The organism is Ruegeria sp. O6, from assembly GCF_056535045.1.
The window spans coordinates 40,949-61,811 of record NZ_JBQERM010000009.1 but is presented as its reverse complement, the minus strand read 5'-3'; the positions used below and the strand labels follow the sequence as shown (position 1 = coordinate 61,811).

General features: G+C 58.8%; 23 protein-coding genes and 1 pseudogene. 13 read left to right on the top strand and 11 right to left on the bottom strand.

Annotated features, from left to right (window positions below):
• Positions 1–11 precede the first annotated feature (11 nt).
• From ACR0DY_RS12865 to rpiA, 5 genes are all read right to left on the bottom strand, one after another.
• Complete coding sequence (locus ACR0DY_RS12865; RefSeq protein WP_267363999.1) at positions 12–206, bottom strand: DUF2065 domain-containing protein; 195 nt, start codon at positions 204–206, stop codon at positions 12–14.
• Positions 206–1,102: a protease modulator HflC gene (gene hflC / locus ACR0DY_RS12860; RefSeq protein WP_480476482.1), complete on the bottom strand. Its 897-nt coding sequence runs from the start codon at positions 1,100–1,102 to the stop codon at positions 206–208. The genes ACR0DY_RS12865 and hflC overlap by 1 nt, the downstream gene beginning before the upstream one ends.
• The gene (gene hflK, locus ACR0DY_RS12855) at positions 1,102–2,244 is read right to left on the bottom strand and encodes an FtsH protease activity modulator HflK (protein WP_480481516.1); all 1,143 of its coding nucleotides are present in this window, start codon (positions 2,242–2,244) and stop codon (positions 1,102–1,104) included. Before hflK ends, hflC begins: the two co-directional genes overlap by 1 nt.
• 72 nt (positions 2,245–2,316) lie before the next feature.
• Positions 2,317–3,675, bottom strand: a complete 1,359-nt coding sequence (gene gor, locus ACR0DY_RS12850; RefSeq protein WP_480898405.1) for a glutathione-disulfide reductase — start codon at positions 3,673–3,675, stop codon at positions 2,317–2,319.
• Between the two features lie 124 nt (positions 3,676–3,799).
• On the bottom strand, positions 3,800–4,588 hold the full coding sequence (gene rpiA / locus ACR0DY_RS12845; protein WP_480481520.1) for a ribose-5-phosphate isomerase RpiA: 789 nt from the start codon (positions 4,586–4,588) through the stop codon (positions 3,800–3,802).
• A gap of 167 nt (positions 4,589–4,755) precedes the next feature.
• Between rpiA and ACR0DY_RS12840 the strand changes: the two genes are divergently transcribed.
• The 4 genes from ACR0DY_RS12840 to ACR0DY_RS12825 are packed head-to-tail and all read left to right on the top strand — an operon-like array spanning position 4,756 to position 8,229.
• On the top strand, positions 4,756–5,457 hold the full coding sequence (locus ACR0DY_RS12840; protein WP_480545683.1) for a glutathione S-transferase family protein: 702 nt from the start codon (positions 4,756–4,758) through the stop codon (positions 5,455–5,457).
• A 1-nt stretch (position 5,458) separates the two neighbouring features.
• Positions 5,459–6,832: an L-serine ammonia-lyase gene (locus ACR0DY_RS12835; protein WP_480481524.1), complete on the top strand. Its 1,374-nt coding sequence runs from the start codon at positions 5,459–5,461 to the stop codon at positions 6,830–6,832.
• 20 nt (positions 6,833–6,852) lie between these two features.
• Positions 6,853–7,269, top strand: coding sequence for a GFA family protein (locus ACR0DY_RS12830; RefSeq protein WP_480481526.1), 417 nt, complete (start codon positions 6,853–6,855; stop codon positions 7,267–7,269).
• A 45-nt stretch (positions 7,270–7,314) separates the two neighbouring features.
• A complete protein-coding gene (locus tag ACR0DY_RS12825; protein WP_480481528.1) occupies positions 7,315–8,229 on the top strand; it encodes a DMT family transporter in 915 nt (304 codons plus the stop codon).
• Here ACR0DY_RS12825 and ACR0DY_RS12820 read toward each other — a convergent pair.
• Positions 8,174–8,785 carry a thiamine diphosphokinase gene (locus ACR0DY_RS12820; RefSeq protein ID WP_480898402.1) on the bottom strand — a complete coding sequence of 204 codons (612 nt, stop codon included), beginning with the start codon at positions 8,783–8,785 and terminating at the stop codon, positions 8,174–8,176. The two genes, ACR0DY_RS12825 and ACR0DY_RS12820, sit on opposite strands and share 56 nt — an antisense overlap.
• Before the next feature lie 219 nt (positions 8,786–9,004).
• On the opposite strand from ACR0DY_RS12820, the gene ACR0DY_RS12815 reads away from it, so the two are divergent.
• Entirely contained in the window at positions 9,005–10,708 is a 1,704-nt protein-coding gene (locus ACR0DY_RS12815) for a hypothetical protein (protein ID WP_480826280.1), read from the top strand.
• A 200-nt stretch (positions 10,709–10,908) separates the two neighbouring features.
• Here the strand turns inward: ACR0DY_RS12815 and ACR0DY_RS12810 are convergent, their stop codons facing one another.
• The 5 genes from ACR0DY_RS12810 to nthA all read right to left on the bottom strand — a co-directional run bounded on the left by ACR0DY_RS12810 (position 10,909) and on the right by nthA (position 14,279).
• Complete coding sequence (locus ACR0DY_RS12810; protein WP_480481534.1) at positions 10,909–11,145, bottom strand: DUF2842 domain-containing protein; 237 nt, start codon at positions 11,143–11,145, stop codon at positions 10,909–10,911.
• Positions 11,145–12,440 (bottom strand): adenylosuccinate synthase, encoded by a 1,296-nt coding sequence (locus ACR0DY_RS12805; RefSeq protein ID WP_480481536.1) that lies wholly within the window; start codon positions 12,438–12,440, stop codon positions 11,145–11,147. Before ACR0DY_RS12805 ends, ACR0DY_RS12810 begins: the two co-directional genes overlap by 1 nt.
• Before the next feature lie 224 nt (positions 12,441–12,664).
• Entirely contained in the window at positions 12,665–12,994 is a 330-nt protein-coding gene (locus tag ACR0DY_RS12800; RefSeq protein ID WP_480486048.1) for a nitrile hydratase accessory protein, read from the bottom strand.
• Complete coding sequence (gene nthB / locus ACR0DY_RS12795) at positions 12,991–13,668, bottom strand: nitrile hydratase subunit beta (protein ID WP_480898400.1); 678 nt, start codon at positions 13,666–13,668, stop codon at positions 12,991–12,993. The genes ACR0DY_RS12800 and nthB overlap by 4 nt, the downstream gene beginning before the upstream one ends.
• Positions 13,665–14,279 carry a nitrile hydratase subunit alpha gene (nthA, locus tag ACR0DY_RS12790; protein WP_480486051.1) on the bottom strand — a complete coding sequence of 205 codons (615 nt, stop codon included), beginning with the start codon at positions 14,277–14,279 and terminating at the stop codon, positions 13,665–13,667. The genes nthB and nthA overlap by 4 nt, the downstream gene beginning before the upstream one ends.
• A 150-nt stretch (positions 14,280–14,429) precedes the next feature.
• Between nthA and secG the strand changes: the two genes are divergently transcribed.
• The 8 genes and pseudogenes from secG (at position 14,430) to ACR0DY_RS12750 (ending at position 20,861) form a co-directional block, all read left to right on the top strand.
• A complete protein-coding gene (gene secG / locus ACR0DY_RS12785) occupies positions 14,430–14,792 on the top strand; it encodes a preprotein translocase subunit SecG (RefSeq protein WP_209504291.1) in 363 nt (120 codons plus the stop codon).
• A gap of 160 nt (positions 14,793–14,952) precedes the next feature.
• A complete protein-coding gene (locus ACR0DY_RS12780) occupies positions 14,953–16,596 on the top strand; it encodes a CTP synthase (RefSeq protein ID WP_209595839.1) in 1,644 nt (547 codons plus the stop codon).
• A gap of 112 nt (positions 16,597–16,708) precedes the next feature.
• Positions 16,709–17,191 (top strand): bacterioferritin, encoded by a 483-nt coding sequence (locus ACR0DY_RS12775; RefSeq protein WP_267365948.1) that lies wholly within the window; start codon positions 16,709–16,711, stop codon positions 17,189–17,191.
• Between the two features lie 160 nt (positions 17,192–17,351).
• Positions 17,352–18,122, top strand: a complete 771-nt coding sequence (locus ACR0DY_RS12770) for an isocitrate lyase/PEP mutase family protein (protein ID WP_480481550.1) — start codon at positions 17,352–17,354, stop codon at positions 18,120–18,122.
• A 180-nt stretch (positions 18,123–18,302) separates the two neighbouring features.
• Positions 18,303–18,752: pseudogene (locus ACR0DY_RS12765) on the top strand (tellurite resistance TerB family protein).
• Between the two features lie 20 nt (positions 18,753–18,772).
• Positions 18,773–19,210: a tellurite resistance TerB family protein gene (locus tag ACR0DY_RS12760; protein ID WP_209504296.1), complete on the top strand. Its 438-nt coding sequence runs from the start codon at positions 18,773–18,775 to the stop codon at positions 19,208–19,210.
• Positions 19,207–19,956 carry a phosphate/phosphite/phosphonate ABC transporter substrate-binding protein gene (locus tag ACR0DY_RS12755; RefSeq protein ID WP_480481552.1) on the top strand — a complete coding sequence of 250 codons (750 nt, stop codon included), beginning with the start codon at positions 19,207–19,209 and terminating at the stop codon, positions 19,954–19,956. The genes ACR0DY_RS12760 and ACR0DY_RS12755 overlap by 4 nt, the downstream gene beginning before the upstream one ends.
• A gap of 128 nt (positions 19,957–20,084) precedes the next feature.
• Positions 20,085–20,861 carry an ABC transporter ATP-binding protein gene (locus ACR0DY_RS12750; protein WP_267365283.1) on the top strand — a complete coding sequence of 259 codons (777 nt, stop codon included), beginning with the start codon at positions 20,085–20,087 and terminating at the stop codon, positions 20,859–20,861.
• Positions 20,862–20,863 lie beyond the last annotated feature (2 nt).

Below are 20,863 nucleotides of genomic sequence, written 5' to 3'. Positions count from 1 at the left end.
AAACCGCCCCGTCAAAAGCCCAGTTGATATGCCCCCCAGAGCAGGATCAAACCACTGACAACACAAAGCAACCCGGCCAGACGCCGGGCCTGTTCGGGCATGGCGCGCAACGCCTCCAGCATCCGCTCGATAAGCGAAGGGGCCAGCGCATAGGCCAGCCCCTCGACAATCAGTACCAGCCCGAAGGCCAGAAGGATCATGCCCATTATTCAGAGACCGGAGCCGCCGGAACACTCCGCCCTGTGGGTGAACCCAGGTAATTGAAAAATTCGGAATCCGGGCTCAACACCAGCGAGCTGTTACCGCCTTGCAGCGCATTCTGATAGGCCGTCAACGAGCGGTAAAATTCAAAGAACTCCGGATCGGCGCTATAAGCTTCGGCAAAGATCGCGTTGCGTTCGGCGTCGGCTTCACCGCGGGTGATCTCAGCCTCACGGCGCGCATCCGACACCAGTTCAACCACAGTCCGGTCAGCCTGCGCGCGCACACGTTGCGCCGCCTCGTTACCACGTGCGCGTTCATCTGTCGCTTCACGTTCCCGCTCGGCCTTCATCCTGTCAAATGTGGCCTCAAGGTTGGCCTGCGGCAAGTCGGTCGCTTTCAGGCGCACGTCGATTACGGTGACGCCTAACGCCTGCGCTTCGGCAATCGCGCTATTTCGAATGCGCAGCATCAAGGCTGCACGGTCCGAGCTGAGGATGTCACGCGAGGAAACCGAACCCAGTACTTCGCGGGTTTCAGCACGCAGAATGCGGTCCAGACGATCCTCGGCCACCGGGATACCACCGACGCCAACGGCCTGACGGAACTGTTCCAGATCAGAAATTCGATAACGCGCAAACGCATCAACCACCAGACGACGATCATCCAGCGGAGTAACTTCCAGCGGGTGGACATCGATGGACAGGATGCGGTTGTCATAGCGCACTACTTCTTGAATCACCGGTATCTTGAACGCCAGACCTGGCTCCTCCTTCACCGCGACAACGCGGCCAAATTGTAGAACCAGAGCACGTTCGCGCTCGTCCACGATGAAAATCGAGGAAAGAACACCGACTACCGCGATGAAAACGATCGGCAAAATAAATGTCGTCTTACGCATCAGTTGCTCTCCCCAGAAGGACTACGGCGCAGCTCATTCAGCGGCAGGTAGGGCACGACGCCCTGCCCTTGTCCACTCGAACTCGGGTCTAGAATGATCTTGTCGACGTCACCCAAAATCTGTTCCATCCGCTCCAAGTACAGACGCTTGCGAGTCACGTCCGGTGCCTTGGAGTATTCTTCCAGAACCGCGCTAAAGCGGCTGGCCTCACCCTGAGCACTATTGATTTGTTGGGCGCGGTACCCTTCAGCCTCTTCCAGAATCTGTGCGGCTTCACCGCGTGCCTCGGCCAGCACACGGTTGGCATAAGCGTCTGCCACGTTCTGCAACCGGTCACGTTCTTGCGCGGCAGCCTGGACATCGCGGAAGGAGGCGATCACGTCCTGTGGCGGGTCGGCTTTGTCAAAGTTGACGCGAATGATGTTCACACCCGAATCGTAGCTGTCCATTGTATCCTGAATCAGCACCTGCAAACGGTCGGCGATTACGCCGCGATCACGGTTAAGGATCGGTGCAAGCTCGCTTTGCGCAATGATCTCACGCATCGCGGATTCGGACACGGCTCGGATCGTCTGGCGCGGATCACGCAGATTAAACAGGTACTTGGCCGGGTCGTTGATGTTCCAGACAACCTGATAATCTATGTCGACCACATTCTCGTCGCCGGTCAGCATCAGGCCATCGTCGCTACCACGCGCGCCACCCATGTCTTCGTTCTGTTCGCGGGTCACCGGTATGACCTCGGCGGTTACAAACGGCCATGGCGCAAAGTTCAGGCCCGGATTGCCGACGGCCGAGAATTCGCCCAGAAACAGTTCGACAGACTGTTCTTCGGGTTTGACAGTATAAAAGCTCGCAAGCCCCCAGACTACTGCAGCTGCAACAAGGCCAATCGCAACTGTGCCCTTGGTAAAGGCCGGACCGCCACCGCCCTGATCACCGCTACCGCCACGGCCACCGCCGCCACGGCCGCCCATGAGGACGCGCAGCTGTTCCTGGCCTTTTTTCATCAGTTCGTCGATCTCGGGGATATGCGGGCCATCGCTTTCGGGGGGCTTGCGCCCGTCCCCGTTGTTACCCCGATTTCCTCCGCCACCGGATGAGCCTCCGCCCCCCCAGGGGCCGCCGCTGTTGCCCGCCATAAGTATCTTTTCCTTCGTTTTGGACCGTGTGATCACGGGTTCCCTTGTAACGTGTGTGCGCGCGCTTGCAAATCAAGCCGTGCGCACAGGTTGCCGCATTGTCACCAGTTCTTCGGCCACGACCGGGTGAACTGCAACCGTACGGTCAAAATCTTCCTTGGTCGCGCCCATCTTTACGGCGATTCCCGCCAGCTGGATCATCTCGCCGGCACCGGGGGCGACAATATGGCAACCCAACACCTTGCGCGTCGCCTGAGAGACGATGAGTTTCATCAGCACCCGCTGCGTGCCGCCAGCAAAAGATTTCTGCATCGGCTTGAAAGATGTGGCATAGACCTCGATTGGTTCCTGCGCTGCCGCCTCTTCTTCGCTGAGGCCTACGGTACCCATCTCAGGCTGAGTGAAGATCGCAGTCGGGATCAAGTCGTGATCCACCGGTGTCGGATTGCCTTTGAATACGGTTTCCACAAAAGCCATCCCTTCACGGATCGCAACCGGTGTCAGGTTCACCCGGTCGGTCACATCGCCAATGGCATAGATCGAGGGCACAGCGGTCTGGCTGTATTCATCCACGATGATCTCGCCCTTACGGCCGCGTTCAACGCCCAAAGCCTCTAGCCCAAGGTTATCGGCATTCGGCGCACGGCCCGTGGCATACATCACCACATCAAAACTCTGCTCGGAGCCGTTGGTGGCCTTGACCCAGATCTTGTCGCCCTGCTTTTTCATCTCGAGCACATTGGTGCCCAGATGCAGGTCGATGCCGTTCTGACACATTTCTTCGCTGATCAGTCCACGCGCCTCGTCATCAAACCCCCGAAGGATCTGTGCGCCGCGATAGAACTGAGTCGTCCTGACCCCCAGCCCGTTCATGATCCCGGCAAATTCACAGGCAATATAACCGCCCCCAACGATCAGGATGCTTTCGGGCAGCTTGTCCAGGTGGAATATCTCGTTCGACGTAATCGCCAGTTCCGAGCCCGGAAAATCCGGAACAACCGGGCGACCGCCGGTGGCGACAAGAATGTGTTTGGCCGTTTTGCGGGTTCCGTCGGCCAGCTCGACCGTGTGGGCATCCACAAGGCGCGCACGATGGTCAAAGCTTTCGACGCCGTTGTTCTTCAGGATATTGCGATATATCCCTTCCAACCGATCAAGCTCGGCCACCAGCTTGCCGTGAAAACTGTTCCAGTTGAACGCGCCGGGCTGAATGTCCCAGCCATAGGCCTGCGCGTCCCCGACCATGCCCGAGTATTCGCTGGCAAAGACCATCAGCTTCTTGGGTACGCAGCCCCGGATCACACAGGTGCCGCCATACCGGTCTTCTTCGGCCAGCGCGACCTTGGCGCCGGTTTCACCCGCCGCAACACGCGCCGCGCGGACCCCGCCCGAACCTCCACCGATGACAAAAAGATCATAGTCAAAGCTCATGCCGGGTTCCTTCGTTCAACTTGCAAAATTCTCTGGATATCTGGGTGTAAAAAACCCTGTGCCAACCCCCGGCGTGGAAAATTCGAACTTTCATAGCCACTTGCCGGAGGGACCTGCACGATACTCAGTCCGAAAAATCGGAAAACAGGTTATCGCGCGATCTGCTGAGCAGCTGATCCATTGCGACCGTACCCGCGTTGATATCACGCAGCTCGACCCGGCCATCGCCATGGCCGATCACGACCTTGTCGCAGATGTCGATGAACAGGCCATTTTCCACAACACCGGGCACCTGGTTCAGGATCAGCGCCATCTGGCGCGGGTTGCCGATGCGCTTGAGGTGCAGGTCAAGGATGTGGTTGCCCTCATCGGTCACAAACGGGGCCTCGCCATTCATGCGCAGCGCCGAGGATGTCCCAAGCACATCCATCGTATCCAGAGCTTCCTCGATCAATGTGCGTGTTGTCTGCCAGCCAAAGGGAATGACCTCGACAGGCAGCGGAAAGGCCCCCAGAGTTTCAACTTCTTTGCCTGCATCGGCGATGACGATCATCTGGTCGCTGGCCGTGGCCACAATCTTTTCCTGCAGATGCGCACCGCCACCGCCCTTGATCAGGTTCAGGTCCTGATCGAACTCATCCGCGCCGTCGATGGTCATGTCCAGCCAACCGGCCTGATCCAGTGAGATGACATCGATACCAACCTCGCGGGCAAGCTGCGCCGTGCGGGTCGAGGTTGGAACACCCTTGATCCGCAGTCCGTCTTCGCGCACCCGTTCACCCAGACGGCGCACCAGCCAGGCGGCTGTCGATCCTGTTCCAAGACCGACACGCATCCCGTCTTCGACCATGTCGGCGGCACGGTACGCGGCAACATATTTCGCGGTGTCGATTGGCGACAGATCTCTGGTCATGGCAGCTTTCCCAGTTTATTCTGACCGAGTTATAGGGAATGCGTCAGACGACTGCGACCCCATTTTGCGATCCGACTGGTGTTAAGATGTCTCAGGACTACGCGTTTCCTGTCGGAAAAGTCGCAATCATGTCTTACACCCACATCTTTGCGCTGTAAGTTGCGCGCATGTTGACCCGGTACCGCCTGCATTACGCCCCTGACAACGCCTCGCTGGTGATCCGGCTGGCGCTGAACGAGATGGGCGTAGCTTATGAAACCGTGGTGGTGGACCGCCGCCAGAACGAGCAGGACAGCGACGCGTATCGGTCGCTTAATCCCAACGGGCTGATCCCGGTTCTGGAAACGCCGCAGGGCCCGATCTTTGAAACTGCGGCGATCCTGCTTTGGCTGACAGAGCGCCATGGTCAATTGGCCCCGGCGGCGGATGATCCTGAACGCGCCGGATTTCTGAAATGGCTGTTCTTCGCGTCCAACACGTTGCATGCGGATCTTCGCATCCTGTTCTACGCTGAAAAATACATAGACGCCTCACAGGCCGACACGCTGCGCGCGGGCATCCGACCCCGGTTGCAGCAGCACCTGCGGCTGCTGGATGCGCTGGCGCAACGCGGGCCTGAGTGGTTTCGCGCAGGTGTCCCATCGGTTCTGACCTATTATGTCGCCTGCATGATGCGCTGGATGGCCCTGTACCCCGTAAGTGCTGACCGCAGCTGGTATCAACTGGCCGACACGCCACATTTGCAGAAAGTGCTTCTGCACCTTGAGACATGCCCCGCCACCCGTTCGGCAATCGCTGCGGAAGGTTTGGGCGTTACACCCTTCACATCCCCTACTTACGCTAATCCCCCGGAAGGCTCGGCTATCTGATATGTTCCTATCTGTCTTCGATATGTTCAAAGTGGGCATTGGCCCGTCTTCATCACACACAATGGGCCCGATGGTGGCCGCGGCGCGCTTTCTGGACATGATGCGCGCGTCCCCCTTTGAATTTACGGGCCTGAAAGGTTCGCTGCACGGCTCGCTGGCCTTCACCGGCGTCGGCCACGCGACCGATCGGGCGACCATTCTGGGTCTGGCGGGCTTTGTTCCCGACACCTATGACAACGAAAAGGCCGAGGCCGCGCTGGCCGATATAGCACGCACGCACACCGTAACGCCCGAAGGCCTGCCGACGCTTCATTTCGATCCCAAGGCGGATCTGATTTTTGACTACGACAACAATTTGCCCGGGCACGCCAACGGGATGATCCTGATGGCTACCGACGCACAGGGCGATGTCATCCTGCGGCAGGTGTTTTATTCGATCGGCGGCGGCTTTGTCCTGACCGAGGAAGAACTGGCCGAAGGGAAAGACACCGATGAAGGCGACCCGGTCCCGTTCCCGTTCAAATCCGCCGCAGAAATGCTTGAGATGGCCAAATCCAGTGGCAAGACCATAGCCGGGATGAAGCGCGCGAACGAGATCGCGCGGGGCTGCGCTGACAGTTTTGCCAAAGGCTCGGCTCGCCTGTGGGACGTCATGAATGCCTGTATCGAACGCGGCTTGACCACCGACGGCATCCTTCCGGGCGGTTTGAAAGTGCGCCGCCGCGCGAAAGGCATCTATGATGCGTTGATGGCCGAACGCGGCATGAACCTGACCGCGCCGCACACGATCAACGACTGGATGAGCGTCTATGCCATGGCGGTCAACGAGGAAAACGCGGCGGGCGGGCAGGTTGTCACCGCGCCCACCAACGGGGCCGCAGGTGTTCTGCCCGCTGTTCTGCGCTATTACCTGGATCACGTACCGGGCGCGTCCGAAAGCCATATCGAAGATTTCCTGCTGACCGCAGCGGCCATTGGCGGGTTGGTGAAATACAACGCCTCGATCTCGGGTGCCGAAGCGGGATGTCAGGCCGAAGTTGGCAGCGCGGCTGCCATGGCGGCAGCCGGGCTTTGCGCCGTGATGGGGGGAACCCCCGAGCAAGTGGAAAATGCCGCTGAGATCGCGCTGGAGCATCATCTGGGCATGACCTGCGACCCTGTTGCCGGTTTGGTTCAGGTTCCTTGTATCGAACGTAACGGGCTGGGGGCCATCAAAGCGGTCTCAGCCGCCTCGCTGGCCTTGCGCGGGGATGGTCAGCATTTCGTGCCGCTGGACGCAGTGATCGAGACGATGCGCCAGACCGGCCATGACATGCATGAGAAATACAAGGAAACGTCGCTGGGTGGTCTGGCTGTGAACGTACCGAATTGCTGAAACAGAAAGCGAGGGGCGACATGCGTGGACATTGTCTGTGCGGCAAGATCCGGTTCGAGGTCGACCCTCCGGTACTGTCATGCGTCACCTGCCATTGCGACAGTTGCCGTCGCCAATGCGCAGCGCCGATGACAACGTATTTCGGAGTTCGGGATGGCCATTGGCGGTGGACCGGTGAAGAGCCCAAGCATTTCAACTCCTCTCCCGGTGTCGAGCGCAGCTTCTGCCCGCACTGCGGCACGCCAATGTCCTTCCGTTCAACCGCCATGTCGGATGTGATGCACCTTTATGTCGCGACACTGGACTCTCCTGACACACTGGAACCTACGTTGCATGTCGCGCATGAAGAAAAGCTGAAATGGCTGAAATTGGAGGATGGTTTGCCCACCTGCATCGGGCCGGATTACACCAAGGTTCATCCCCTGCCCGACCGCTGACAACAGCGCTTCCCTCTGCGTCGCGAAACAGATAGCGTCGCGCTCATGACCCAGGACAGACCCGTCTTTGGCATCTTTTTGATGCTTGGTTTTTGCGTGCTCGCACCCTTGGGGGATGCGATGGCGAAGCTTTTGGGTGAAACCACACCGCTGGGTCTGCTGGTCATGGTGCGTTTCGCGGTGCAAGCGGTGATCCTGATCCCCCTGGTTGCGGTGACGGGGCGACCCTGGCGGATGCGCGGCCGCATCCTGCGGCTGACCCTGCTACGGACGCTGCTGCATATCATCGGCATTTCGGCCATGTTCAGCGCGCTGCAATTCCTGCCCTTGGCGGATGCCGTTGCAATTGCCTTTGTCATGCCATTCATCATGCTGCTGCTGGGCAGATATGTTCTGGAGGAAGAGGTCGGTTCCCGCCGTCTTGCCGCCTGCGTCGTTGGGTTCATCGGCACATTGCTGGTCATTCAACCCAGCTTTGCCGAGGTGGGTGCACCTGCGTTGCTGCCACTGATCGTTGCCGTGGTTTTTGCCTTGTTCATGCTGGTCACCCGGCAAGTCGCGAAAGAGACCGATCCGGTGTCGTTGCAAGCCGTGTCCGGCGTATTTGCGACGATCCTTCTGGCACCGCTCCTTCTGATTGGCACGCAAATGAACATTCAGGAGCTCTCGATGACCCTGCCATCCAGCGATCTGAACTGGCTGCTGATTGCGATCGGGGTGTTGGGTACGGTCGCGCATCTGCTGATGACGTGGTCGCTGCGCTATGCGCCCTCTGCCACACTGGCCCCGATGCAATATCTGGAAATCCCGGTTGCAACCCTGATCGGATGGGTGATTTTCAACGACCTGCCCGATGGATTGGCTGCGGCTGGCATCGTCATCACCATTGCCGCAGGCCTGTACGTCATTCTGCGCGAGCGGGCCAGCGCCCGGTCTGCCCCGACAGAAACACCTGCATAAGCGGATCAAGTGCTGTGCGCGGGATCATCACCAGCAGGCCCGGCCCATCCATCTTCAGCTCGACAGGCGCCAGTGCACGGTTGGATGTTCCCACCTGCCCGTCCGGCTGAAAGGCCAGATTATCAATCGGCCATTCCAGCCCGGTACTGCGCCCCGTCACCGGCTGCATCGGAAACAGCGAGACCACATCGCCGGGCGCAACCGGCAGCTTGATCTCTGGCGGCGCATGAAAAACCAGTTCACGTTCGCCCAGCAATATGCAGGCCTGATCCTGCCGCCGGACCAGAACGTTCAGAACGGCCAGTTGATGATCAAGTCGCCCGCCAAGAAACCCAGCCCCCAGAACCAGCGGAGCGTGCAGATTGCGCAGGGCCTTGTCGAAATCGGTGCTGTCCTGTTCGCGGATGGCAAACAGGCGATCCGTGGGAATTTTGGCTTGCGTCGCTTTGCTCAGCGAATCGAAGTCACCAATCACCGCATCGGGAATCCGGCCTGATTCTGTCAAAATGTCCGCTCCGCCATCGGCGGCAACGACCGAATTGACGCGATTCAGCACCAGATTCAGGTCTCCAGATCCGATAAATCCCCCTCCGAACAGCCCGATTGGATCGATAGAGCGTACAATTGGCTCGATTTTCCTAAGATTGGCCATTTTTCCCGGATTTGGACACATTAAGACCACAAAATGATAGGTTCATGCATAAAGTTCAGAGCCTTCGTGTGCTCCCGATTCCGGGTAAGTGGGCTCTCGTAGTTTGTAAAGGACGTGCGTCTGATGGTACAGAATAACAAGGTATTAACCGTTTCATATGGAACCTTCTCCTGCACTTTGGAAGGATTTGATGATTCCTTTGAAACGATGAAAGCCATCGCCGAGTATTTCCGCGATCTCGCAGCGGATGACCGTTACTTCGGTTCGGAACCCCCGCAACCTGATGCCGAAATGCTGACCCGCATCGCCCGGCGTGACGCATCACAGCGCGTCGAAGCCCGTCAGAACGAATCCGGCCTGTTGCTGCGTGCCACTCAGACAACCGAAGCGCCAGTTGCTGCTGAAGAACCGGCCCCGCACACGGCCGCAGTCAATGTAGCCGAAACTCCCGCTCATGTTCAGCCACAACCGACCCCTGCGCAGACCGCGTTCGCTGAGGCAGAACCTGTCGCAGACACCCCGCCCCCGGCTGCTGACAGCATCGCGGCGAAACTGCAGCGTATTCGCGCGGTCGTCTCTCATTCCGATGTGCCCGCTGCCGAGTATTCCGAAGACGAAGACTCGTCTCTGATGGCCAAATCCGCTCCTCCGGTAGATGCTGTGGCCGCCGCGTTTGAGGCTGGTGCTCTCAGCGCGGATGACTTTGCCGAACCCAAAGAGCCTGAAGCCCAGGAAACCGAAGAATTGGCGGCACCTGCGGTTGACGAGGCGCTTGACGAGGAGGCCGCGGAACCACAAGCGGCTGAGACAGCTGATGCGCTGATCCCCGAAGTTGCTGAAACTCAGATCGAAGAAACCGTTGACTTGCAGGCGCCCCTGACCCCCCAGCCCTTGCAAATCGACGAGATCGAAGACACACCGGTGGCGGATCAGACCGCCGCCGAGCCTCTGTTCGCTGATCTTGCAGACGTTGCCGAAGACGATTTCGACGAAGAGGATGCCCCCAACATCCTCAACGTAGAAGACGTAGCAATTGAATCCGACGATGAACCGGTCGAGGAAGACCTGGCGCAGGGTGTTTTGACGGCAGACGACGAAATGCACCTGCTGACCGAAATTTCCGAGATCGAACAGCACCTGTCCGGTCGTTCGAGCCAAAAACTGGCGGACGATGCGGATCCCGATCAGGATATGTCGCGCCTGATGGCAAAGACCGGCGAGCATATGGATGACCCCAGCAGCAGCGATGCGCGCGAAACCTATTCGCACTTGCGCACCGCCGTCGCAGCCACCGAAGCCGACCGCGACGGTCAGGCACGCTCGGAAGAGGCGGCCGACCGGGAATATCGCGGCGATCTGGCATCCGTGGTCAGCCCACGGCGACCCGAAATCAAGGTAACCAGCATGCGTCCGGCACCGGAAGCTCCAGCGCCGCTCAAGCTGGTGGCCGAGCAGCGGGTGGATGAACACGGAACATCCGCAAGCCCGGTCTCGCCACGTCGTGTCACCGCAGACCAGGAAGCAACCGGATCGGAGGAAGGCGGTTTCGCACAGTTTGCACAGGAACAGGGTGCGCAATCGCTGCCTGATCTTCTGGAAGCGGCTGCCGCATATCTGTCCTTCATCGAAGGTCAGGAGCAGTTTTCGCGCCCGCAGCTGATGAACAAGGTGCGTTCACTGAAACAGGACGAGTTCAATCGCGAAGAAAGCCTGCGTTCTTTTGGACAGTTGCTGCGCGATGGCAAGATCGAGAAAGCCGGAGGCGGGCGTTTCGCGGCGTCCAACCTGATCGGTTTTCGCCCCGATGACGAGCGTGCCGTTGGCTGATCACACTGGAAGGTTCACAAGCGAGGCCGGGTTTACCCCCGGCCTTTTTGCTTTTTGCCGTTGGACCATACTCCTGCCCTGAATGACAAAGCCCGAGCGTTTCGACTGATACCAGACAGCCGACAAAATACCTCCGAGGACCGCGCGTAATCCTGCGCAGTGCTCAGCAGGCCCGGTCATTTACACGTACCTGACGAGCGCTAGGACTGATCGGGGTCTTCTTTACCGACGCCGCGAAACACAAACTTGAACGGCAGGGCCCAAAGGATGCCCAGCACGATATAAACCAGCAACTCAATCCAGATCGGAGGACGCCCCAGCAAGTTCACGATCGTCACAACAGCGATGATGTACAGCGGAAGGCCAAGCACAAGGATCACCAGCGACCAGCGCCGGCGTGCCTTGTAACTCAACCCTGTCTTCTGTTTTTCGCTCATCAGTCGGCAAAGGGGTCTGTCACCAGAATGGTGTCATCCCGCTCCGGGCTGGTGGACAAAAGTGCCACCGGGCATTCGATCAGTTCTTCGACCCGACGTACATATTTGATCGCATTTGCAGGTAAATCGGCCCAGCTGCGCGCGCCTTCGGTCGATTCGCTCCACCCCGGCATTTCTTCATAAATCGGGGTACAGCGGGCTTGCTGATCAGCTGCGGTTGGAAGGTAATCCAAACGCTCGCCATCCAGCTGATACCCCGTGCAGATCTTAAGGGTCTCAAACCCGTCCAGAACATCCAGCTTGGTCAGCGATATGCCGTTCACGCCGCTGGTTGCGCAGGTCTGGCGCACCAGACAGGCGTCGAACCAGCCGCAGCGGCGCTTGCGGCCTGTTGTCGTCCCGAATTCGTGCCCGCGTTCACCCAGACGCTGACCGTCTGCGTCTTCCAACTCGGTCGGGAACGGCCCTTCTCCAACGCGGGTGGTATAGGCCTTAACAATGCCAAGCACGAAATTGATCGAGCCCGGACCGATTCCAACACCGGTTGCCGCCTGACCCGCAATCACGTTCGAAGACGTTACAAAGGGATAAGTGCCAAAATCGATATCCAGCAGCGCGCCCTGCGCCCCTTCAAACAGGATGCGTTTCCCGGCCTTGCGCTTTTCGTTCAGCACTTTCCAGACAGGTGCCGCAAACGGCAGAATTTGTTGCGCGATCTCTTTGAGCTGAGCAACCAGCGCGTCGCGGTCAACCGGTTCGATACCCAGACCCTTGCGCAACGGATCGTGATGTTGCAATGCGCGGTCCACGCGGGCCTCCAGCGTGGCTTCGTCCGCCAGATCGGCAACGCGAACGGAACGCCGCCCAACCTTGTCTTCATAGGCCGGGCCAATTCCACGACCGGTTGTTCCGATCTTGGTGCCTTTGCTCGCAGCTTCCTCGCGCGCACGATCCAACTCGCCGTGAATCGGCAGAATCAACGGCGTGTTTTCGGCAATCATCAGCGTGTCGGGCGTAATCTCAACACCCTGCGCCCGGATGGTTGCGATCTCATTGACCAGATGCCAGGGGTCCAGAACCACCCCATTGCCAATAACGCTCAACTTGCCGCCGCGTACCACACCCGAAGGAAGCGCGTGCAGCTTATAGACCTCGCCGTCGATCACCAGCGTATGACCGGCATTGTGACCGCCCTGAAAACGCGCGATTACGTCCGCCCTTTCGCTGAGCCAGTCGACAATCTTGCCTTTTCCTTCGTCGCCCCATTGGGCGCCGACAACAACCACGTTGGCCATATCCGGTCCTTTTCGTGCTGAGTGATCAAACCCGGCTCATATAGCGGGGCAAAAACGGCAGGGAAACCGATATTTCGCCGCAGAGGAAAATCGCGCAGGCGCGCGATGCCTCCGGCGGGGATATTTGTAGCCAGATGAAGAGCGGATCCCCTACTTCACCTGGCTTTAAATATCCCGGGGGAGGCGCCCGGAACGGGCGGCGGGGGCAGAGCCCCCCTACCCTGTCATCGCAAGTGGACAGGTTGTCCGTGCGGAGTGGTCAGGTAAGCCTCTTCCCAGGCCTTACGCAGATCAAGCACATCCTTCGGCATGGCAGCGCCCTGTTCGGCCAGCAATGCTTCAAGCGTTTCCAGCCATGCGTGGAAGTAATCGTCACCGCCATCCAGTTCCCGGGCAAGCCCGTTGCGTTTCAATGTCGCTGAAAAACGCGCCGCCCAATCCGCCCATTCGAACCGCCCGGCCTCGTTCAGCGCGACTGTGACGGCAAAGACCTGAGCGTGCCAGGGCTCAGCAAAAACCGGCTCGGGGGCTCCGTATGTGATACAGTCGTTCATGCCGGTTGCAGGTAGCTTTGCCAGAGGTCCAGAACCACCTGGTCAGCGGGATGTTCGGGGGCGGCCCAGAGTTCTGATGCCGCAAAAGCCACTGCATAAATCGGCTCTGGCGCCTCACCCAACCCATGCGCATTGGAATCGGGCAGAACATGGGTTCCGTGCAGGCGCAGGATTCGGCCCCTGGCACCGGATGCATAGACAGGCAGGCGCGTGTGACCTCCATCCACGAGGCGATTTGCCGCCGGTTGGACCGTGACAACCTCTTGCCCCACAGAATACAGCGCCGCGACATTGGAAGGCCTGTCCGCAGGCCCGCCTTTGGCCAGCGCAGCGGACACCGCTTCCGCCTTGAGTGCTCTGTCCGCCAAGGGATGCGGGTTGTCGCCGCTCGCGCCACGCAGATCATCCAATGTCAGAACACCCTTTTCGACCAGCAGATCGGCCAGACCGGATATCCATTTCTCATAATAGGAAAACCGGGCGTAATCCTTCGGGGACAGGCGTTCTCGCGCGTGGCGCGAAACGTCGATGTTCCACTGCCCCAGAAAACCGGATGCAAGTGTCACCGCAAGAGCGCGGGCGTGCCAGTCTTCGGCAAAGACCGGCGCTTCCTCTGTCTCGGGGTTTATCGGACCGTCACCGAAACGTCCTCCCATATCGTGAACGCGGGTCATGCGGGCACCCTTGGAAGGCCCGTGCCAATCATGCTGTCGCGCGTCACAAGCGCGGCAAGCCCCTCTTCGTTCATCCCCTCTGTGCCTACAGGGCGCATGGGCAAGACAAGGTAGCGAATTTCGGCCGTCGAATCCCAAACCCGTACAGAGGTGTCTTGGGACAAGGTGACGCCGAACTCGGCCAGCACCTTACGCGGTTCTCGCACCGCGCGGGCTCGGTAGGCGTCGGACTTGTACCATCCGGGCGGGATACCCAGCAGTGGCCAAGGGTAACAGCTGCACAGGGTGCAGACGACCATGTTGTGCCGATCCGGTGTGTTCTCAACCACCACCATATGTTCGCCCTGGCGGCCATAGTAGCCAAGGTCGGCTACGACCGGAGTGGCGTCTTCAAGCAGGGCAGCTTTGAAGGCAGGGTCGCTCCAGGCTTTGGCAACTACGCGCGCACCGTTTTGCGGCCCGATCCTGTTCTGATAGGTGTCGATGATCTCGTCCAGAGCCGCCGGATCGATCAGCCCTTTGCGAGTCAGAATCGTCTCAAGCGCTTTGACGCGCAATGCGGGTTCGGGTGGCAACAGGGCATGCGGGTGGTCGTGATCGTCATGTGGCATGGCCGCAGCCTGCGTCACAACTCAACGCACTGTCCAGTCCCTTTGACGTGATGGGATACATCAAGGAAGTTGATGCCAACTCCTGACTTGCCCCCGCTGGCAAACTTGCATAAGTACCACGCGATACACGCCACGCTGTACAGGACCACCATGGAAAACGTCGTTCTCATCATCCATCTTCTTCTGGCTCTGGGCCTGATCGCCGTTGTCCTGATGCAGCGGTCTGAAGGCGGTGGCCTTGGCATGGGCGGTGGCGGTGGTGCGATGACCGGTCGCGCGGCAGCGACGGCTTTGGGCAAGCTGACCTGGATACTTGCAGCGTGTTTCATCGTCACCTCGATCACACTGACCATTCTTGCGGCTCAGAAATCTTCGGGCAGCTCGGTAATCGACCGTCTGGGCGTTCCGGCACCGGCTTCGACCGAGGAAAGCGCTCCGGCTATTCCGTCGGTTGATGATCTTCTGCCGCCGGCACAGGACGACAACGCGCCGCTGATCCCGCAGGCGGATTGATCCACAAAACCTAGAAACCTGAGAGAGGACTGCAACAGCATCTTGCGGTTCTCTTGCGCTTTTGGCGCGAATCCTTTATACGTGAAGTCCCGTGATGCAGCGGTTTTTCGGAACCGCCGGGCAGCTGATTTTGACGTCTCACGGGAGCAGCCGAAAAACTATGGCACGTTTTATTTTCATCACCGGTGGTGTGGTTTCGTCCTTGGGCAAAGGGCTGGCTTCGGCAGCTTTGGGCGCTTTGTTGCAGGCCCGCGGTTATTCGGTGCGTCTGCGCAAGCTGGACCCCTATCTGAACGTCGATCCGGGCACGATGTCGCCGTTTGAGCATGGCGAAGTGTTCGTCACCGATGACGGGGCCGAAACCGATCTGGACCTGGGCCATTACGAACGGTTCACCGGCGTGGCTGCCCGCAAGACCGACTCGGTCAGTTCCGGGCGGATCTATTCGAACGTGCTCGAGAAAGAACGCCGTGGCGATTACCTTGGCAAGACCATTCAGGTGATCCCGCACGTCACAAACGAGATCAAGGATTTCATCGCCATAGGCGAGGATGAGGTTGATTTCATGCTGTGCGAGATTGGCGGCACTGTGGGCGATATCGAAGGCCTGCCCTTCTTTGAAGCCATCCGCCAGTTCAGTCAGGACAAGCCGCGCGGGCAGTGCATTTTCATGCACCTGACGCTGCTGCCTTACATCAAGGCCTCGGGTGAGTTGAAAACCAAGCCGACCCAGCACTCGGTTAAAGAACTGCGTTCGATCGGTCTGGCCCCCGATATTCTGGTCTGCCGGTCCGAAGGGCCGATCCCGACCAAGGAACGGGAAAAGCTGGCCCTGTTCTGTAACGTGCGCCCAGACAGCGTGATCGCGGCACAGGACCTGTCCACCATTTACGACGCGCCGCTGGCCTATCACCGCGAGGGGCTGGATCAGGCCGTTCTGGATGCCTTCCAGATCAGCCCCGCTCCCAAGCCCGATCTGGCCAAATGGGAAGATGTGAGCGACCGCATCCACAACGCCGAGGGCGAAGTGAAAGTGGCCATTGTCGGCAAATATACGCAGCTTGAGGACGCCTATAAGTCGATTGCCGAGGCGCTGACCCATGGCGGTATGGCCAACCGCGTGAAGGTCAAGATCGAGTGGGTGGATGCCGAGGTTTTCGACACCGAAGACGCGGCCCCGTATCTGGAAGGCTTCCACGCCATCCTTGTCCCCGGTGGGTTTGGCGAGCGTGGCACCGAAGGCAAGATCAAGGCGGCGCAATATGCGCGCGAGCACAAGGTTCCCTATCTGGGCATTTGTCTTGGCATGCAGATGGCGGTGATCGAGGCTGCGCGGAACGCTGCGGGTATTACCGAAGCCGGGTCCGAGGAATTCGACCATGAGGCCGGGAAGAAACGGTTTGAACCGGTGGTCTATCACCTCAAGGAGTGGGTACAGGGCAACCACAAGGTCGAGCGCAAGGTCGGCGACGACAAGGGCGGCACAATGCGCCTTGGGGCTTACAACGCAGTATTGGCGGATGGATCCAAAGTGGCCGAGGTTTATGGCGGCACGCAGATCGAGGAACGTCACCGCCACCGCTATGAGGTGGACATCAAGTATCGCGACAAGCTTGAAAAAGCGGGCCTGAAGTTTTCGGGCATGTCGCCGGACGGACGTCTGCCCGAAATCGTGGAATGGGCGGATCACCCGTGGTTCATTGGCGTTCAGTACCATCCGGAATTGAAGTCCAAGCCGTTTGACCCGCATCCGCTGTTTCGCGAATTTGTGCGGGCCGCGAAAGACACCTCGCGCCTGGTTTGATCCCTGACTGTGTCGGACTGTCACCCCACGTTGTTTCGTGGGGGCTGACCTCTTAACTGTGTGGAGAGGCAGGTTTTCTGCTTTTGCATTTCACGGTTTCAGGAGATTTCCGATGAGCAACGCAACAACGATCACCAACCTTCAGCAAGCGCTTCATATGGAGCTTACTGCCGCGCACCAATACCAGTTGCACGCGCATGTTCTGGACGACTGGGGCCTTGATATTCTGGCCGAGAAAATGCGGGGCGAGATGCAGGAAGAGTTGGTGCATTCTGACGCCTTTATCGAACGTATCCTGTTTCTGGGTGGAACCCCCGAGCTTGCGTTTCAGAAAAGCCCAGCCGCAGCGGGCACGCTGGAAGAGATGTTCGCCTCTGATCTCAAAGACGAGAGTGAGGCCGTCGACTTCTACACCAATGCAGCGCAACAGGCGGCCGAAGTTGGTGATGTTGGTTCGCGTACACTGTTCGAACGCATCCTGATGGAAGAAGAAGGTCATAAAGCCTGGCTGGAGACACAGCTGAGCCTTCTGCAACGTCTGGGCGAATCTGCGTTTAGCGCGAAATTCGTCTCTGGCGCTGCGGGCGACGCCTGAGACCTTGGTTTCAAACCGGTGGATGTCACAGGTGCTTTGCGAAGCTGACGCAATCTGTGCCTGTGCCGTCACCTTAAATTGACCTGGCTGGGTGCAAAAACTCTGGCCGGGTCATTTTCTCAGCGTTAGCTGTAGGATACGTGACAACAGGAGAGTTCCGATGACCAGCCAGTCCCAGAAAGCCGTGACCTTTACCAGCCTTCACAAGAAGGGCGATCCTGTCATTCTGTTCAATATCTGGGACGCTGGCAGCGCTGGCGCCGTTCGGGACGCTGGTGCCCAGGCCATCGCGACCGGCAGTGCCCCTGTTGCCATGGCGCAGGGCTATGGCGACGGGCAGAACATTCCACTTGAGGCCGCGTTGGACAATGTACGCCGCATCGTTGCGGCGATTGATTTGCCGGTAACACTGGATTTCGAGGGGGCTTATGCCGAAGACCCGCAAGGGATCGCGCAAAACGTTCGGCGCGCACTTGACTGCGGTGTTGTCGGGTTCAACTTTGAAGACCAGATCATCGGTGGTGACGGTCTCTACGATATCGCCACTCAGGCCAAACGCGTTGAAGCGATGTGCGACGCTTGCGCGCGCGCAAGCATTCCCGGCTATGTCAATGCGCGCACAGATATCTTCCTGAAGGCCGCAGCGGACACCCATGACGACACGATGCTGGATGAGGCCATTGCCCGTGCCAATGCCTATGCTGACGCAGGCGCCAGCGGATTCTTTGCCCCCGGGCTAAAGAACGAAGCCCTGATCGCCCGGCTTTGCGAATCCACCACGTTGCCGGTCAATATCATCGCTCTGCCCGGCACGCCGGATACGGCCACTCTGGCAAAGCTCGGGGTCGCGCGGATCAGCTACGGCCCGGTCCCCTATCGCCAGATGCTGGCCTGGTTGCAGAACGCAACCAAAGAGGCGCTGACCTGGTAAACGCAGGCCTTTGTTTCTTAAGGACAAATTGAAACTCATGGATATTGGGCAATGATTGATTGTTGGCCGGTGTGTACCCGGTGCCGCGCAGCTCTGGTTCAGCGCGGGACACACGCAATACTATAGCAAGACCGGCATTTCGTGCTTGGCCGATCACGACCTGTCGTCTAGGTGTTTGTTATGTTGAAAAGGTTCTTTAAGGCGCTCAGACCGCCTCATCATGAACAATTGCCGGACCCGGATGCAGAACTTGCTCTGGGTGCTCTGATGGTGCGCGTCGCGCAGGCAGATCGCGATTATAAGCTGGAAGAGATCAGTCTGATCGACAAGATACTGGCTCGTCTTTAGTAGCATAACGCGATTGAGGCGGCCAAGGTTCGGGCCACCTGCGAAAAGCTCCATGCTGCGGCACCGGAAACTGATACGTTCGGCAAACTGATCCGGGAAACCACGGACCTAAAAGAGCGGCTGGCAGCCCTTGACGCGTTGTGGGAAATCGTTCTGGCAGATGGCAGTTCGGACGAGGGCGAGATAAAGATCGTCGAAGAAGCCCGCATTGCCATGGGCCTGAGCTATAATGACAGTCAGGCAGCGCGCGAGCGCGTCCAAAGCCGCTTGGATGTGAGTTAAGCGCCCGCTATATCTTACCCATGTTCAGCGACTTTCTTTCCAGGCTCACACAGCCCAAGCCCGACCCGCTTGTCGAAGATGATGCCCGCCTGGCCCTGACGGCCCTGCTGGTGCGTCTGGCACGATCTGACAACGATTATTCTGATTCTGAGATGGCGCGCATCGACCGCATCTCGGCTGAACGATACGGTTTGTCCCCGTTCGAAAGCGCGGCTTTGCGCGCCCGTGCCGAAGATCTTGAGGCCGAGGCCCCCGACACGGTCCGTTTTACCCGTGCCATCAAAGAAGCTGTCGCTTATGAAAACCGGCTGGCGGTGGTTCAGGCGCTGTGGTCGGTGGCGCTGGCTGATGGCCACCGTACGGGTGAGGAGGACTCGCTGCTGCGTCTGGTTGTCAGCTTACTAGGGGTCAGCGACGTGGATTCGGCTTTGGCCCGGCAAAAGGCCGCTAAATCTTGATCGCCATGCTTGGCATGTATGACATGCCCGAGGTTCAGGCCGCCAATGATCGGTTCTGGGGGTTGATTCGTGCGCATTTGGGATGCGGGCCAGAACAGCTGACCCGAGACACCGATGTTTGGCAGGTCTGGCTTGATCCCGAACTGGTGCTGGCGCAGACCTGTGGAATGCCCTATCGCACACGCTTGCATGGTCGGGTTCAACTGGTGGGCACCCCGGATTACGGCCTGCCCGGTTGTCCTGCCGGGCATTATTGCTCGGTCTTTGTGGCGCGGCGCGACGACAACCGCACGCTGGCGGGCATGACTGACGGTATCTTCGCGTATAACGAAGCGCTGTCTCAATCCGGCTGGGCAGCACCGATCACGCATCTATCCCGAGAGAACCTGAATCCTGCGTCGTTGTTGGAAACAGGCGGTCACGCGCTGTCAGCGCAGGCGGTCTCGGACGGGAAGGCAGATTTCGCCGCGCTGGATGCATTGACCTGGATGATGTTGCAGGAACATACCGATCTGGGCAAAAGCCTGCGCGAATTGGCAAAAACCTCTCCTACACCAACCCTGCCCTATATTACTGGACCCGACCAAAACGCGGATCTGGTCGCAGACGCAGTTCGAACCGCAATAGTCGGCCTTGCCGAACACGACCGCAAAACGCTGCATATTCAGGGGCTGATCGACATCCCGGCGGAGGAGTACCTGTCCGTACCGACCCCGCCACCGCCATGCGCACAGCGGATAATCTGATGACCAAATTGTCCGGTGCATTTGGTCATTTTGGCTGTTTCCGACCCTGAATTTGCGAATTGCGCATTGCATTGAGCAAATTTTTCGGCCCTATTACCGCACCAACACCACAAACTACTGGACTGCCCGTGACAGAAATCGCTCCCGTCATCGAAATCAAAAACCTTCACAAAAGCTTCGGCAATCTGGAAGTGTTGAAGGGGGTGGATATCACAGCACATGGCGGCGACGTGGTCTCGCTGATCGGGTCATCGGGGTCAGGAAAATCAACTTTGCTGCGCTGCTGCAATCTGCTGGAAGACAGCCAGCAGGGTGAAATCCTGTTCAAAGGCGAGCCTGTCAAATGGTCGGGCGATAGCCATGGGCGTCGCCCCGCGGACCCCAAGCAGGTTCTGCGCATCCGCACCAACCTGTCGATGGTGTTTCAGCAGTTCAATCTGTGGGCGCATATGACCATCCTGCAAAATGTGATGGAAGCCCCCGTGACCGTTCTGGGCCGCGACAAGGCCGAAGTGGAAGACAGCGCGCGCAAATACCTTGAGAAAGTTGGGATTGGCGACAAATGCGACGCCTATCCGGCGCAATTGTCCGGCGGTCAGCAACAGCGTGCCGCGATCGCGCGGGGGCTGTGCATGGAACCGCAGGCGCTGTTGTTCGACGAACCGACCTCGGCGCTGGATCCCGAACTGGAACAGGAAGTGATCAAGGTGATCAAGGATCTGGCCGCAGAAGGGCGCACCATGATCATCGTGACCCATGACATGAAAATGGCGGCAGATATCTCGAGCCACGTGGTATTTCTTCATCAGGGCCTGATCGAGGAAGAAGGTTTGCCCGAAGATATCTTTACGTCACCCGAATCCGAACGGCTTCGGGGCTTTCTCTCCGCTACTCAAGCGGCTTAACT